This window comes from Bradyrhizobium sp. UFLA05-112 (assembly GCF_053572325.1).
On the sequence record NZ_JBANBK010000085.1, the window covers coordinates 22,181 to 36,153 of the forward strand.

General features: G+C 63.9%; 13 protein-coding genes and 1 tRNA gene. 12 read left to right on the top strand and 2 right to left on the bottom strand.

Features of this window, described 5'->3' with window-relative positions:
- Positions 1–197: 197 nt before the first annotated feature.
- A complete protein-coding gene (locus SO180_RS34230) occupies positions 198–1,535 on the top strand; it encodes an FAD-binding oxidoreductase (protein ID WP_449383231.1) in 1,338 nt (445 codons plus the stop codon).
- Positions 1,532–2,272 (top strand): SDR family oxidoreductase, encoded by a 741-nt coding sequence (locus SO180_RS34235; RefSeq protein ID WP_449383232.1) that lies wholly within the window; start codon positions 1,532–1,534, stop codon positions 2,270–2,272. Before SO180_RS34230 ends, SO180_RS34235 begins: the two co-directional genes overlap by 4 nt.
- Before the next feature lie 189 nt (positions 2,273–2,461).
- Here the strand turns inward: SO180_RS34235 and SO180_RS34240 are convergent, their stop codons facing one another.
- Entirely contained in the window at positions 2,462–3,433 is a 972-nt protein-coding gene (locus SO180_RS34240) for a complex I NDUFA9 subunit family protein (protein ID WP_449383233.1), read from the bottom strand.
- 138 nt (positions 3,434–3,571) lie between these two features.
- On the opposite strand from SO180_RS34240, the gene SO180_RS34245 reads away from it, so the two are divergent.
- Positions 3,572–3,658 (top strand) — tRNA-Leu (locus tag SO180_RS34245).
- Positions 3,659–3,896: 238 nt separating this feature from the next.
- A complete protein-coding gene (locus SO180_RS34250; RefSeq protein WP_449383234.1) occupies positions 3,897–5,207 on the top strand; it encodes a UbiA family prenyltransferase in 1,311 nt (436 codons plus the stop codon).
- 73 nt (positions 5,208–5,280) lie between these two features.
- Here the strand turns inward: SO180_RS34250 and SO180_RS34255 are convergent, their stop codons facing one another.
- Positions 5,281–5,811, bottom strand: a complete 531-nt coding sequence (locus tag SO180_RS34255; RefSeq protein WP_449383235.1) for a hypothetical protein — start codon at positions 5,809–5,811, stop codon at positions 5,281–5,283.
- Here SO180_RS34255 and SO180_RS34260 point away from each other — a divergent pair.
- The 8 genes from SO180_RS34260 (at position 5,776) to ptsN (ending at position 13,305) form a co-directional block, all read left to right on the top strand.
- Positions 5,776–6,597: a hypothetical protein gene (locus SO180_RS34260; RefSeq protein ID WP_449383236.1), complete on the top strand. Its 822-nt coding sequence runs from the start codon at positions 5,776–5,778 to the stop codon at positions 6,595–6,597. The genes SO180_RS34255 and SO180_RS34260 overlap by 36 nt on opposite strands.
- A gap of 159 nt (positions 6,598–6,756) precedes the next feature.
- On the top strand, positions 6,757–7,371 hold the full coding sequence (locus SO180_RS34265; protein ID WP_449383237.1) for a ribonuclease D: 615 nt from the start codon (positions 6,757–6,759) through the stop codon (positions 7,369–7,371).
- Positions 7,372–7,510: 139 nt separating this feature from the next.
- The gene (gene lptC, locus SO180_RS34270; protein WP_449383238.1) at positions 7,511–8,263 is read left to right on the top strand and encodes an LPS export ABC transporter periplasmic protein LptC; all 753 of its coding nucleotides are present in this window, start codon (positions 7,511–7,513) and stop codon (positions 8,261–8,263) included.
- A gap of 5 nt (positions 8,264–8,268) precedes the next feature.
- A complete protein-coding gene (locus tag SO180_RS34275) occupies positions 8,269–8,985 on the top strand; it encodes an LptA/OstA family protein (protein ID WP_449383239.1) in 717 nt (238 codons plus the stop codon).
- A 213-nt stretch (positions 8,986–9,198) separates the two neighbouring features.
- Positions 9,199–10,221: an LPS export ABC transporter ATP-binding protein gene (lptB, locus tag SO180_RS34280; RefSeq protein ID WP_449383240.1), complete on the top strand. Its 1,023-nt coding sequence runs from the start codon at positions 9,199–9,201 to the stop codon at positions 10,219–10,221.
- Positions 10,222–10,311: 90 nt separating this feature from the next.
- A complete protein-coding gene (gene rpoN / locus SO180_RS34285; RefSeq protein ID WP_449383241.1) occupies positions 10,312–11,934 on the top strand; it encodes an RNA polymerase factor sigma-54 in 1,623 nt (540 codons plus the stop codon).
- An 81-nt stretch (positions 11,935–12,015) separates the two neighbouring features.
- Entirely contained in the window at positions 12,016–12,609 is a 594-nt protein-coding gene (gene hpf / locus SO180_RS34290; protein WP_449383242.1) for a ribosome hibernation-promoting factor, HPF/YfiA family, read from the top strand.
- Between the two features lie 234 nt (positions 12,610–12,843).
- Positions 12,844–13,305 carry a PTS IIA-like nitrogen regulatory protein PtsN gene (ptsN, locus tag SO180_RS34295; protein ID WP_449383243.1) on the top strand — a complete coding sequence of 154 codons (462 nt, stop codon included), beginning with the start codon at positions 12,844–12,846 and terminating at the stop codon, positions 13,303–13,305.
- The last annotated feature ends 668 nt before the right edge of the window (positions 13,306–13,973 follow it).

Consider the following 13,973-nt stretch of genomic DNA (forward strand, 5'->3'; position numbering starts at 1 on the left):
CGTTGCCCGGATGGAGCAAAAGCGTAATCCGGGCCGGCATCGCTTGGGGCATGCTCCCGGACGACGCCGCGCTCCATCCGGACCACGCAGAGCGACCCGGCCGCGGCAATCTCGCTCACGCTTTCAACGCAAAATAAGCTTTTGATTGGTAGGCAGTTTCCAGAGCCGGGCGGCGCGCGCGGCACAGGAGCTGAACTATGACCCTCGTCAGCGGCTGGGGACGTTTCCCGGTCGTCGATACCGACCTCCTGACGCCGCGATCGTTCGGTGCGGTCGGCGATGCCATCGCCGCGACCTCCGGCGGCATCGCGCGGGGCAATGGCCGCGCCTATGGCGATGCCGGCATCGGCGCCAGCCAGACCATCGCCATGACCGCCTTCGACCGGGTCAGGTCGTTCGATCCGGCGAGCGGACGTGTCCGCCTCGAGGCCGGCGTGCTGCTGTCTGACATGATCGACACCTTTGGCCCGCGCGGCTTTCTGCCTTACGTCGTGCCGGGCACCCGCTTCGTGTCGGTCGGCGGCGCCATCGCTGCCGACGTGCACGGCAAGAACCATCATTGCGAGGGCGGCTTCGGCCGCTATGTCGACAGTATTCAGCTAGCGACCGGTGCGGGCGAGACCATCGAGGTGTCGCGCGAGAAAAATCCAGATGTCTTTCTCGCCACGATCGGCGGCATGGGCCTGACCGGTATGATTCTCGAGGCGACGCTGCGGCTCCGACCGGTCGAGACCAGCTGGATTCGCGAGCGGGTGATCTCGACATCCGATCTGCATGCAGCGATTCGCGCGCTCGATGCCGGCGACTCCGCGACCTATTCGGTGGCGTGGATCGATTGCGTTGCGACGGGCAGCAGCCTTGGCCGCTCGCTGATCTATCTCGGTGAGCATGCCGGCGCGAGCGAGGTTCCGCACGGTGCGGATGCATTCCCCCGCGGGCAGGATCCGCGGCTCAACGTGCCCATCGATCTTCCGTCGATGACACTGAACCGCTATTCGGTTCGCGCCTTCAACGAGCTCTATTACCGCATGGGTGCGCGGCGCGCCGGCGGCAGCCGCCTGGTCTCGATCTTTCCCTACTTCTTTCCGCTCGACAGCATCAGTGCCTGGAATCGCATCTACGGGCGTCGCGGCTTCCTCCAGCATCAATGCGTGATCCCGCGGGACGGTGCGCTTGCCGTGCTCGGCGACATCCTCGATCGCGTCTCGCGGCGCGGCGATGCCTCGTTCCTTGCCGTGCTCAAGAAGCTTGGGCCGGGCGACGGCCTGATGTCGTTTCCGATGCCTGGCTACACGCTGGCGCTGGATTTCGCCGCGACCGGAGACATCATGAATTTCCTCGACGAGATCGACTGTCTCGTCGTCGCCGCCGGCGGCCGCCTGTATCTCGCGAAGGACGCGCGCCAGTCGCGCGCAACGTTTGAGGCCGGCTATCCGGCCCTGCAACGCTTCAAGGAGATCCGGGCATCGCTCGATCCGACCGGAAAAATCCGCTCAAAGCTTTCGCAGCGTCTGTTCGATGAGGTGCGGCCGTGACTACTCGCAAGATCGTGCTGGTGTTAGGGGGCAGCTCCGATATCGGACGCGCCACCGCGCGCAGCTTCGCCAAGGCCGGCTGGGATGTTCAGCTCGCGGGCCGCGATGCCACGGCGCTGGAGCCGGATGCCGCCGACCTGCACGCGCGCCATGGCATCAGCGCCAGCACGCATCGCTTCGACGTGCTGGATACCGCATCGTTCGACGGCTTCGTGGCAGGTCTTGCCGCGATGCCCGATGTCGTCATCTCGATCGTCGGCCTGTTGGGCGCGCAGGAGACGGCACAGCGCGATCTCGATCACGCCACGACGATCATGCGCTCGAACTACGAAGGCCCCGCGCTGATCCTCGGCCTGTTCGCCGAAAAATTTCTGGCGCGCGGCAGTGGTTCCATCGTCGGCGTGTCCTCGGTCGCCGGCGACCGCGGCCGTGCCTCGAACTACGTCTACGGCTCCGCGAAGGCCGGGTTTTCCGCGTACCTGTCGGGCCTGCGCGCCCGCGCCAGCCGTGGCGGCGTTCACGTCGTCACCGTCAAGCCGGGCTTCGTCCGCACCAAGATGACCGAGGGCATGAAGCTGATCGGCCCGTTGACCGTGGAGGCACAAGTCGTCGGCGATGCCATCTTTGGCGCTGTCGAGCGCCGGACCGACGTCGTCTATGTCAGCGGCAAATGGCGCCTCGTGATGCTCATCATCAAGGCGCTGCCCGAAGCCGTGTTCAAGAAGCTGAAGTTTTGAACCTTCCACACCGTCATGGCCGGGCTTGTCCCGGCCATCCACGCCTTGCCCCGCGGCACAAAGAACGTGGATGCCCGGGACAAGCCCGGGCATGACGGTCGCTTGTGGTGCTCGCGACCACCCTGCCACCTACAGGACGCCGAGCCCCCTACCTCGCATGGGGTTGTTTTCGCAGTTTTTGGATGGCGGCTAAGCTACGCCGTTCTTGCGCTGGAACTGCCCGGCCGGGCGGAAGCGCCAGAGATATTGCGGGGCGATCCCTTCCAGCGAATCCGCCGTGATGCCGAGGCCTTCCAGCGTCAGCCCGGCCGCCTTCGCGGCATCCGAGACCACATTGTCCTTCTCGAGCAGCGTCACCTGGTCCGGCGTCAGCTTGAACGCACCCGGCGCGAATTGCAGGAAGGTCGCCTGGAGGCGGGCGAGGCCGAACGGCAGCGGCACCAGCATCCGCTTGCGATCGGTGATCGCCAGGATGGTCTCGATGATCTCGCGCATGGTCAGGACTTCGGGGCCGCCGAGCTCGTAGGTCGCGCCCGCCTTGGCCGTGCCATCGACGGCGTCCGCGATCGCGGTGGCGACGTCGCCGACATAGACCGGCTGCATCTTCGTCTCGCCGGCGATCAGCGGCAGCACCGGCGCCATCCGCGCCAGCGCCGCAAAGCGGTTCGTGAACTGGTCCTCGGGGCCGAACATCACCGAGGGACGGAAAATCGTGGCCGAAGGCACGGCTGCCAGCACGGCCTGCTCGCCGGCCGCCTTGGCGCGGGCATAGTGCGAGGCCGACTGCTCGTCGGCACCGATCGCGGAGACATGCACCAGCCTGGCGCCGGCAGCCGCCGCGGCCCTGGCGACGGTCTCGGCGCCCTTGGCCTGGACGGCATCGAAGGTCTGGCCGCCGCTCTCGGCGAGGATGCCGACAAGGTTGATCACGATGTGCGAATCACGCAGCGCGGCCTCGACCGAGGCCGGGTAGCGCAGATTGGCCTGCACGGTATGGACCTGCCCGACCTTGCCCGAGGGCTGGAGAAAGCCGGCGAGCTCCGGCCGCCGGACCGCGACCCGGACCCGGTAGTCGCGCTTGCAGAGCGCCCTGACGACGTTTCTGCCCAAAAACCCCGATCCGCCGAAAACCGTGACGAGGGTGTCGAGATTCGATGCCATGGGGGTCCGTTCCTGCCGAAGGCTGTGCCTGAGGCAGGCTTGTATCGGGCCGGTTTGCGATGCGCAATCGGCTGGTCACGTTCGATTTGACAAGCGCGTCATCGATCCGTAGTAACCGCCCCCGTGCCTAACCGGCATGCCCAGGTGGCGGAATTGGTAGACGCGCTGGCTTCAGGTGCCAGTGGCTTCACGGCCGTGAAGGTTCGAGTCCTTTCCTGGGCACCATTTTTCTCGGTAGCTCCCCGATGTGACGGCCGAATCGAGGCCTGGCGCTGCCATTGGTCCGAATGGGCTGCTCGGCACCGAATCGGTTCGGCCAGTTCCTGATCCCGCGGAATCCCACCCGGCGTCTCCAATCCGATTAAGCCGCCCTTAGCGTTTGGGAATTACGGTTTTTGTCGTCCATTTCCCTGCTCCCCGGCCGCTGGCCGGCCATGCCAGCTAGTTGAGAGCGCGTATTCGAATGGAGCAGCCCCAATGGCAGCACGATCTCCTTGAACTGGAGCCGCAACCGGTCCCGGCGGCCGCTCCGCGCGCGCTGGTCGTTGAGCTCGAAGGGACGCTGCTGCGCTCGGATCTGTTGCTGGAGGCGCTGCTTTGCGAGCCCGGGCACATGCTCGGCCGCCTGCGCGCCGCCGGGAGCTGGCGCAGGGACAGGCTCCTGCACCTCGCCCGCGACGCCAGGCTCGACTATGCCAGCCTTCCCTACGAGCAGGACGTCCTGAACCCGGCGCTCGCAGCGCGCGCGCAGGGCCGCAAGGTTTTTGTCGCCACCTCCCGCCTGCGCCACCATGCCGAGGCCATCGCGGCGCATCTCGGCTTCGACGGGGTGATCGCGACCGCCGATCTCGACGCCTTCGACTATGTCGGCAATCGCGCTGCCCCGGATGCCGATCGCAAGGTCGGCCTGAAGGTTTGGGCGAACGCGCTCCGCGTCTATCAATACGCCAAGAATACGCTGGTCTTCGTGCCCCTGGTCACGGCGCATCACATGAGCCTGTCGTCGCTGGGCGCGGCGCTGCTGGCGTTCCTGGCGTTCTCGGCCTGCGCGTCGGGCGCCTATCTGATGAACGATCTCCTGGATCTTGCGGCCGACCGTCAGCATCCGACCAAGCGGCACCGGGCGCTTGCGGCCGGCGATCTGCCGATCGCCTCCGCGCTTCTCGCGATTCCCTTGCTGTGGCTCGGCGCCTTCGCCGCAAGCCTCTGCATCTCCGGCGTCTTCACCGCCGTGCTGGCCGCGTATCTTGCGACCACGATCGCCTACTCGCTGCTGCTCAAGCGGAAGATGCTGCTCGACGTCGTCACGCTCGCCGGCCTCTATACGCTGCGCATCGTCGCCGGCGCCGTCGGTGTCGGCGTGGTGCTGTCCGAATGGCTGCTGATGTTCTCGCTGTTCGTGTTCACTTCGCTTGCTCTCATCAAGCGTTTCAGCGAGCTGACGCTGCGGCAGGGCGCCGGCCTTTCCGATCCCGCCAACCGCGACTACAGGATCGGCGACATCCAGGTCATCGCCGCGATGGCGGCAGCGAGCGGCATGAACGCGGTGATCGTGTTCTCGCTCTACGTCTCGTCCTCGGCGGTGACACAGCTCTACAGCCGCCCCTGGATGCTGTGGCTGCTCAACCCGCTGCTGCTCTACTGGTTCGGCCGCGCCCTGATGATGGCTCATCGCCGCGAGATGCCTGATGACCCGATCCTCTACACCTTCAGGGACAACGCCAGCCGCATCACCGTGATGGCGATGATCTGCATCATGCTGGCTGCGATCTGATGACGATGGCCGGTGAAACTCCCCTATCCTTCCGTGCTGCGAGGATACGCGTGACGAAGTGGTGCGGCCGAATTCAATGGCAATGTCGGGCACGAAAGGTCAGCTGGCCGTGACGTCTATCGGGGACACCGTTGGCCGGTTGCCGAACACAAGATCGACAGGCTTTGCCGTGCTCATGGCAATGCTGGTGCTTGCGAGCTTTGTCGTCGACAGCCATACGAGCATAAGATTCGGGTGGGACGTTCGTGTGAACTGCGCGGCCGTCGATGCCTATGTCGAGGGGCTTGATCCATACTTCGTCAAGAATTTGAAAGACACCAAATTTTCCTACCCCTATCTGCCGGTGACGTTGGATGTTTTCCGGCCGCTGTGCTCGGCAGGCCTTCGTGACTACTACAGGGTCGTCTATCTCATCCTCGCCGTCTTGGGCGGACTTCTGCTGCCCGGACTTCGCGCGACTCGTCCGGACGCGCGCGATGCGCTTCTCAGGGTTCTCTGTGCCTTTGGAGCGTTCGTCGGCTTTGAATGGGTGTGGGCTTCCGGCAACTTTGCGCTGTTCGCCGGCTTCTTGACGGCCGTCGCGCTGGCGCTGCTGCTCGATCACAGCCGCCTCGAAGAGGACGACGTAAAAAGCTTCGCGCTGCGCCTCGCCGGTGCGGCCGTGCTCGGGCTGCTGACATCGTTCAAGCTGGTCTTTTTTCCCGTCCTGGCCGCGCTCTACTTCCTGCCACTGACCCGGGCGCGCAAGCTCACCCTGATCGCCGTCGCGTTCGGCATGTTCATCCTGCCGATCGTCATTTCGAGGGTGTTCTACGCTGACCTTTTCCCGAGCTGGCTGAACGCAATCACCGGTCAGATTCCCGGACAACATTCCGTCGCGCTGCTGAAGGAGACGAATCCTTCGTTGTTGATCTTCGGCCTCGGTCTCGCAGAACATTTTGGCTTGGCCGACAACAAGCCGATTGTTTTCGCCATCTACGGACTCGTGGCGGCCGCGGCTGTCCTGGCGCCATTCGCCTGGTCTGTATTGCCCATCATTCGGGATCAGACGTCGCCTGATATCGGCGGGCTACCGAAGAGGCTGGATCAATGGCTCATCGATCATCCTCGCGTGGCGGCGCGTATCACCGTCCTCGCAATGTATGCGCTCTATCTCTGCTCGCCCCGGCTCAAGGAATATGCCTTCTACGAATTGGCGGTCTATGCCGCCGTTCTCATCGTCGATCTTTCGCCCATGGCCATGATGGCCTTCCTGACCGCCGCAATCCTCATTCCGACCTCAACGACGATCTCGGGCGGCGTGATCGAGGGCACCTTCGTTCAACTCGTCTCGGCGCTCGTGTGCTTCTGGGTTCTACTGGTCGATTTTCGCACCCTTCGCCGCCATTGAGATCCGCTTGCGTGGAAACCCGCCGGCGGATACATCGCGAGTGGGATCGAGGGAGCAGCCGCCGGCCTGGACTTTCCTTGCCCGGCCGACCCTCGCCAGTTCCCGTTCCCGGCATTAGCCTGCAAGCGTTGCATCGATTCGACTGAGGTTTGAAACGCCATGACCGTACGCCTGCATCGCGGCGATCTGCCGGACCTGTCCCGCTACACCTCCTCGGTCGCGATCGACACCGAGACCATGGGCCTGAACCCGCATCGCGACCGGCTCTGCGTCGTGCAACTCTCGCCGGGCGACGGCAGCGCCGACGTGGTTCAGATCCCCAAGGGGCACACCGATGCGCCGAACCTGAAGGCGCTGCTCGCCAATCCCTCCGTGACGAAGATCTTCCATTTCGCCCGGTTCGACATTGCCGTGCTGTACGAGGCCTTCGGCGTGATGACGACGCCGCTCTACTGCACCAAGATCGCCTCGCGGCTGACCCGCACCTACACCGACCGCCACGGCCTCAAGGACCTCGTCCGCGAGGTGCTCAACGTCGATCTGTCCAAGCAGCAGCAATCGAGCGACTGGGGTGCGGATAGCCTCAGCGAGCCGCAGCTCGCCTATGCCGCCTCCGACGTCCTGCACCTGCACAGCTTGCGCGAACGGCTGGACGCCATGCTGGTGCGGGAGGGCCGCACGGCGCTGGCCCAGGCCTGTTTCGACTTCCTGCCGACGCGGGCGAAGCTCGATTTGCAGGGCTGGGAGGCCGAGGACATTTTTGCGCACTCTTAGGGTGGTCCTGTCGTCCGGAAGGGTGTCTCGGGCCGCCCCGGCCGCCCCGTTTCGGACACAGTCGTAACGGCCTGTCGCGGGCTGCATATTCCGGCGGCGCCGGATACAATCGGGCGTCGATCGGCGCCTCGGAGCAGCAGTGAATTCGGTCCAGACCCCAGCCTATGATGGAGCCTATGACGGCCTGGAGGCGCGCTTCGCGGCCGCGGCGCGCCACAGCCGGCTGGTCCACATTCTGCGCATCGCCGTGCCGGTGACGGTGGTCGTGGCGATGGCCATGATCATCTTCGTCTCGGCCTTCAACAAGTTCCGGACCACGAAGGAAGTGGCTTTCGATCCCGGAAATCTGGTCGTCTCCGGAACCAAGATCACCATGGAAACGCCCCACCTGTCGGGCTACACGCCCGACCAGCGGCCCTATGAGCTCTGGGCCAACACGGCCATCCAGGACATCAGGGACCCCGATCATGTCGATTTGCACAAGCTCAGGGCCAAGCTCCTGATGCAGGATCAATCGACCGTGTTCCTCGATGCCCTCAACGGCACCTTCGACAACAAGCAGCAGCAGCTCGATCTGCGCAAGGATATCTTCGTGCGGACGTCGACGGGCTATGAGGCCCGCCTCAGCCAGGCCTTCGTCGACATGGCCAACAACACGGTCACCTCGGATGAACATGTCGACGTCAAGCTGACCAACGGCACCGTGTCCTCGGACCGCCTGAAGATCATGGAGGGCGGCGACGTCATCCGCTTCGAAGGCCACGTGGTGATGAACCTGGACAAGCTGAGCAATGACGAGCCGGCCGCCGCGCCGCCAGCGCCCGCCGAGCCTGCGCCGCCACCGCCACCGAAAACGCGCGCGCCCCAAAACAAGCCTGCGACTTCGAGATGATCTCCATGACGAAGCACCTTTTGCGCAACGGTTTTTCGAAAGGCGTTGCGTTCAGCGCCGGCGCGATCGCGCTTGGCGTGATGCTGATCGCCGTGGCGCATGCGCAAGGCGCCATGCAGGGCGTGCCCAACGCCATGCAGGGGTTTTCGCAGAACCGCGATGAGCCGATCCAGATCGAGGCCGCCTCGCTCGAAATGCGCGACAAGAAGAAGGAGGCGACCTTCGCCGGCAACGTGAAGGTCATTCAGGGCGACACCACCATGACGTCGAAGACGCTCGTCGTGTTCTACGAATCGAGCGGCGGTTCCGGTTCGGGACAGCCGGCCCCCCAACCGGCGAAAAATGCAAAAGCGGCGGCACCGATGCAATCGGCGACGCCAGGGCCGAACGGCAGCTCCTCGATCAAGCGGCTGGAAGCGCACGGCAATGTCGTGGTCACCCAGAAGGACCAGGTGGTTACAGGCGAGACTGCCATCTTCGACACCAAGACCAACCTCATCACCATGCTCGGCGGCTCGGGCCAGGTCGTCCTGACCCAGTGCAAGAATGTGATGCGCGGCGACCGGCTGAAGGTCGACATGACGACGGGCGTGTCTCGGGTGGAGTCGGACAGCGGCAAGGTTCAGGTCCTGCTGCCGCAGGGTGCCGGCAATGATTGCGGCCAGGGCAAGCCCGGCACGGCCTCACCCCTGCAATTGCCAAGTGCAACTAAACAGAAGTAACTTCAATAGCTTGAGCTTGAAGTCGGCGATCTCCGGTTGAAGCCTGCCCGACAAGATTGTATCTACCCCAGCGGGCTCGGCGGCGGGATTCCTCTGATAAGGGATCGAGGGTGTTTCTCTGGGCAAGACATACCCTTTCACTCATGCTGTGCCGGCGAATCGCGCCGGGGCGGCAGATCGCGGAATCACCGTGAAAGGCTTGAGACAGCGGGGATGGTCGATTTATTCAGCATGTTCCGTCGGCGCCCCGCCAAACGCGGCCGGCCAGGATTTGCGCGCCAGGACATCACCGCGCTCGGCGACAGCATGGGCGGTCTCGTGACCAGCCCGGTGCGGGACGCGCCGCCGATCGCGCGCGAGCAGCCGATGCACGCGCCCGACCAGTTCCAAGGGGATTACCAAACGGACTACCAGGCCGACTATCAAGCTGAGTCGCCGCGGACCCAGCCGGTTCATCCGGTGCGGGCCGCCAGCCGGCCCAACGGCTCCGGTGGGCCGCAGCTTCTCAGGCGCCCGGGCTTCCTTGCTGTGCATAGCGTGGAAAAGAGCTTTGGCAGCCGCCAGGTGGTGCGCGGCGTCAGCATCTATGTGCGGCGCGGCGAGGCCGTCGGCCTGCTCGGTCCGAACGGCGCCGGCAAGACCACCGTGTTCTACATGATCACCGGGCTGATCAAGGCCGACCGCGGCGCGATCGAGCTCGACGGCCATGACGTGACGAAGCTGCCGATGTATCAGCGCGCGCGGCTCGGCATCGGCTATCTGCCGCAGGAAGCTTCGATCTTCCGCGGCCTCACCGTCGAGCAGAACATCCGCGCCGTGCTCGAAGTGGTGGAACCCTCGCGCAAGAAACGCGAGCTGCAGCTCGACTCGCTGCTCGACGAATTCAACATCACGCGCCTGAGAAAATCGCCATCGATCGCGCTGTCCGGTGGCGAGCGCCGCCGCGTCGAGATCGCGCGTGCGCTGGCGACGCGTCCGAACTACATGCTGCTCGACGAGCCCTTCGCGGGCATCGATCCGATCGCGGTCGGCGACATTCAGGACCTCGTCCGCCACCTCACCAATCGCGGCATCGGCGTGCTGATCACCGACCACAATGTGAGAGAGACGCTCGGCCTCACCGACCGCGCCTATATCGTCTATGCCGGTGAAATCTTGACCGAGGGGAGTCCGGATGAGATCGTCAACGACCCGGACGTCCGCCGCCTTTACCTTGGCGAGGAGTTCCGCCTCTAGCCCGTTTTTCGTATTCGTCAAGACGTGTACATCGGGCTCGGACTAGGATAAGCAAAAATCGGACCAAATTTTGGGAACGGTTCTTGCTTCATGGCGCTTACGCAGAGATTAGAGTTCAGGCAGTCGCAGTCGCTGGTGATGACGCCGCAGTTGATGCAGGCGATCAAGCTGCTGCAACTGTCCAATCTCGATCTCACGACCTTCGTGGAGGAGGAACTCGAGCGCAATCCACTGCTCGAGCGGGCCAATGATGAGCAGGGCGCGGGAGATGCCCCGGCTGAGGCCGGCCAATTCAGTGATGGCGACGATTCCGGCGGCGGCCACGGCGACGAGCCGGGTGGCGGTTCAGGCGAAGCCTTCGAGCCCGGCCAGGAAGAGTGGATGAGCAAGGATCTCGGTACCCGCGCCGAGATCGAGCAGACCCTGGATACTGGCCTCGACAACGTCTTTTCGGAAGAGCCGGCGGAGGCCGCGGCGCGCAATGCGCAGGATGCGGCGCCGAGCGTCTACACCGAATGGGGCGGCGGCGCCTCCGGTGACGAGGACTACAATCTCGAAGCCTTCGTCGCGGCGGAAACCACGCTGGCCGATCATCTCGCCGAGCAGCTCTCGGTCGCTTTCACCGCGCCGGCGCAGCGCATGATCGGACAATATCTCATCGACCTCGTCGATGAAGCCGGCTATCTGCCGCCCGATCTCGGCCAGGCCGCCGAGCGGCTTGGTGCATCGCAGCAGGCTGTCGCGGACGTACTTGCGGTGCTGCAAAAATTCGATCCGCCCGGCATCTGCGCCCGTTCGTTGAGCGAATGCCTGGCGATCCAGCTTCGGGAACTCGATCGCTACGACCCGGCGATGCAGGCGCTGGTCGAAAATCTCGATCTCCTGGCCAAGCGCGACATCGCTTCCTTGCGCAAGCTCTGCGGCGTCGATGACGAGGACATCGCCGACATGATCGGCGAGATCCGCCGCCTCGATCCCAAGCCCGGCATGAAGTTCGGCTCTTCGCGCCTTCAGACCATGGTGCCGGACGTCTATGTCCGCCCGGGGCCCGATGGCGGCTGGCATGTCGAGCTCAACAGCGACACTCTGCCGCGCGTCCTCGTGAACCAGACCTACTACACCGAGCTGTCGAAGAAGATCGGCAAGGACGGCGACAAGTCCTACTTCACCGATGCCCTGCAGAACGCGACCTGGCTCGTGCGCGCGCTCGATCAGCGCGCCCGCACCATCCTGAAGGTCGCAACCGAGATCGTGCGCCAGCAGGACGGCTTCTTCACCCATGGTGTGGCGCACCTGCGGCCGCTCAACCTGAAAGCCGTCGCCGACGCCATCCAGATGCATGAATCCACGGTGTCGCGCGTCACCGCCAACAAATACATGGCGACGAATCGCGGCACCTTTGAATTGAAGTATTTCTTCACCGCGTCGATCGCCTCGGCCGATGGCGGCGAGGCGCATTCCGCCGAAGCCGTTCGCCACCACATCAAGCAGCTGATCGATTCGGAGGAGCCGTCCGCGATCCTCTCCGACGACACGATCGTGGAACGGTTGCGTGCATCCGGCATTGATATTGCCCGACGCACGGTTGCGAAGTACCGCGAAGCCATGCGCATTCCCTCTTCGGTACAACGCCGTCGCGACAAGCAGAGCGCTCTTGGCAACGTCCTCTCCACCGCCCTGTCCGATCGCTCCCGCAACACCGAGCCGGCCTGATTGCGCGCGCCTCAAATCGCGCTACTCTCAATCTCCCCTCGGGCTTGATCCAAGCTAGCCACCAACCAGGCGAGGCATCACATGACTCTCCGGATTTCGGGCAAAAGCATCAGCGTCGGCGAAGCCCTCCGCGGCCGCGTCGCCGAGCGCACGGACGAGGTGTTGCGCAAATATTTTGACGGCAATTATTCCGGCCACATTACGCTCAGCAAGGACGGGTTCGGCTTCCGCACCGATTGCGCGCTGCACCTCGATTCCGGGATCACGCTGGAGGCCGATTCGAACGCGCCGGACGCCTATGCCAGCGCCGACCAGGCGCTGCTGATGATCGAGAAGCGACTGCGCCGTTACAAGAGCCGGTTGAAGGACCGGTCCGCCCGCAAGGCCGCCGCCGCCTCCGCAGCGCTCGCCTCGATGGATGCCACTGCCTACGTCCTGGAGGCCCCCGGCGAGGGCGAGGACGAGGTCACCGGCTACAGCCCCGTGATCATCGCAGAATCGACCACCTCCTTGAGGCAGCTTTCGGTCAGCGAAGCGGTCATGGAACTCGACCTCAGCGGCGCCCATTGCCTGGTATTTCAGCATGGCTCGAGCGGGCGGGTGAACATCATTTACCGCCGGGCGGATGGCAATGTCGGCTGGATCGACCCTCCTGCGGCCAAAGCCGGGAGTTAGCCCACCCCCATCGAGGGTTTCGGGATCCTCCCCGTAGGACTCCTGTCTTTAGGGAAGAGCGCGGTAAAAGGCGTTCGCGGGAGTTGGCACCGGGATTGCGTTGGAGTAGAAGCGCCCCACATCAGGACTGGGGCTAAGTCCGCCTCCTGCTTCACCTTATTGACGCCGGCCAAATCTGGTCTTCCAAGTTGGCCAATTCGGAACCTGACGGCTTAATTCACCTCGGAAAGCTCCATGCCGATTACCGATCTGGTCGCACCCGAGGCGATTCTCCCGGCATTGAAAGTCAACAGCAAGAAGCAGGCCTTGCAGGAACTCGCTGCCAAGGCGGCCGAGCTGACCGGACAGAACGAGCGTTCGGTGTTCGAGGTGCTGTTGCAGCGGGAGAAGCTCGGCACCACCGCGGTCGGCTATGGTGTCGCAATTCCTCACGGCAAGCTGCCCAAGCTCGAAAAGATCTTTGGCCTGTTCGCGCGGCTCGAGCGCCCGATCGATTTCGAGGCTATGGACGGCCAGCCGGTCGATCTCGTCTTCCTGCTGCTCGCACCTGAAGGTGCGGGTGCCGATCATCTGAAGGCGCTGGCGCGCATCGCGCGCCTCCTGCGCGACCAGGACATCGCCAAGAAGCTGCGTGCCTCGCGCGACGCGCAGGCGATCTATTCGGTGCTCGCGCTGCCGCCGGCGACCGCGGCGTAGGCTCACCGCAGCTTGAATCTCGCACGCTTGCGACCGAGCAAGGCAGAGCTACGTGGGATGTCGCATTGCGGAGATCCAGCCACGATCAGGCGTTGTCGATAGCAGTGTGGTTCTGCGTCCGGCATGAAGCCGACGAGGCCAGAGCGTGATCCGGAAAAGCGTGAAGCAGTTTTCCCGCGCGACAAACGCGGAACGCGTTCGCGCGGAGATCATGCTCAGACAACAACCCAAAGCGCGATGAGGATTCTTCCTAATCTCATCGCTCTAGATGTCGAGAGGCATGTCCGGTTCGCGAAGAGCGTATCCGTATTCTGCAAGCGGCGGTTTCCCGGCAATGTTTGATTTATTTTCCTCGGGCTCTAGTCGGTCGCGATAAGCCCCGCATCTTGCATCTGTGCAGAAGGAAAGCTCATGGGAACAGTCGTCTGGCTCGAAGGCCAATCGCGCGAAGCTTCGAGACACTCGCCTCACCCATTGCGGCCTGATCTTCAAGCGGACCTCGCGCGCCATGCGGAAAAGATCGAAGCTGCGACAAACACCTGTACGATTCTCATGACGTGCATCGTAGGGCTCCAGAAAAGCCTCGAGCTTCTAAAGCGGGATGGGGTTAGGTTGAATCGATTTGGGATTCCCAAATCAGCTTGCTTCTGATTCACCATGCTGGCTGG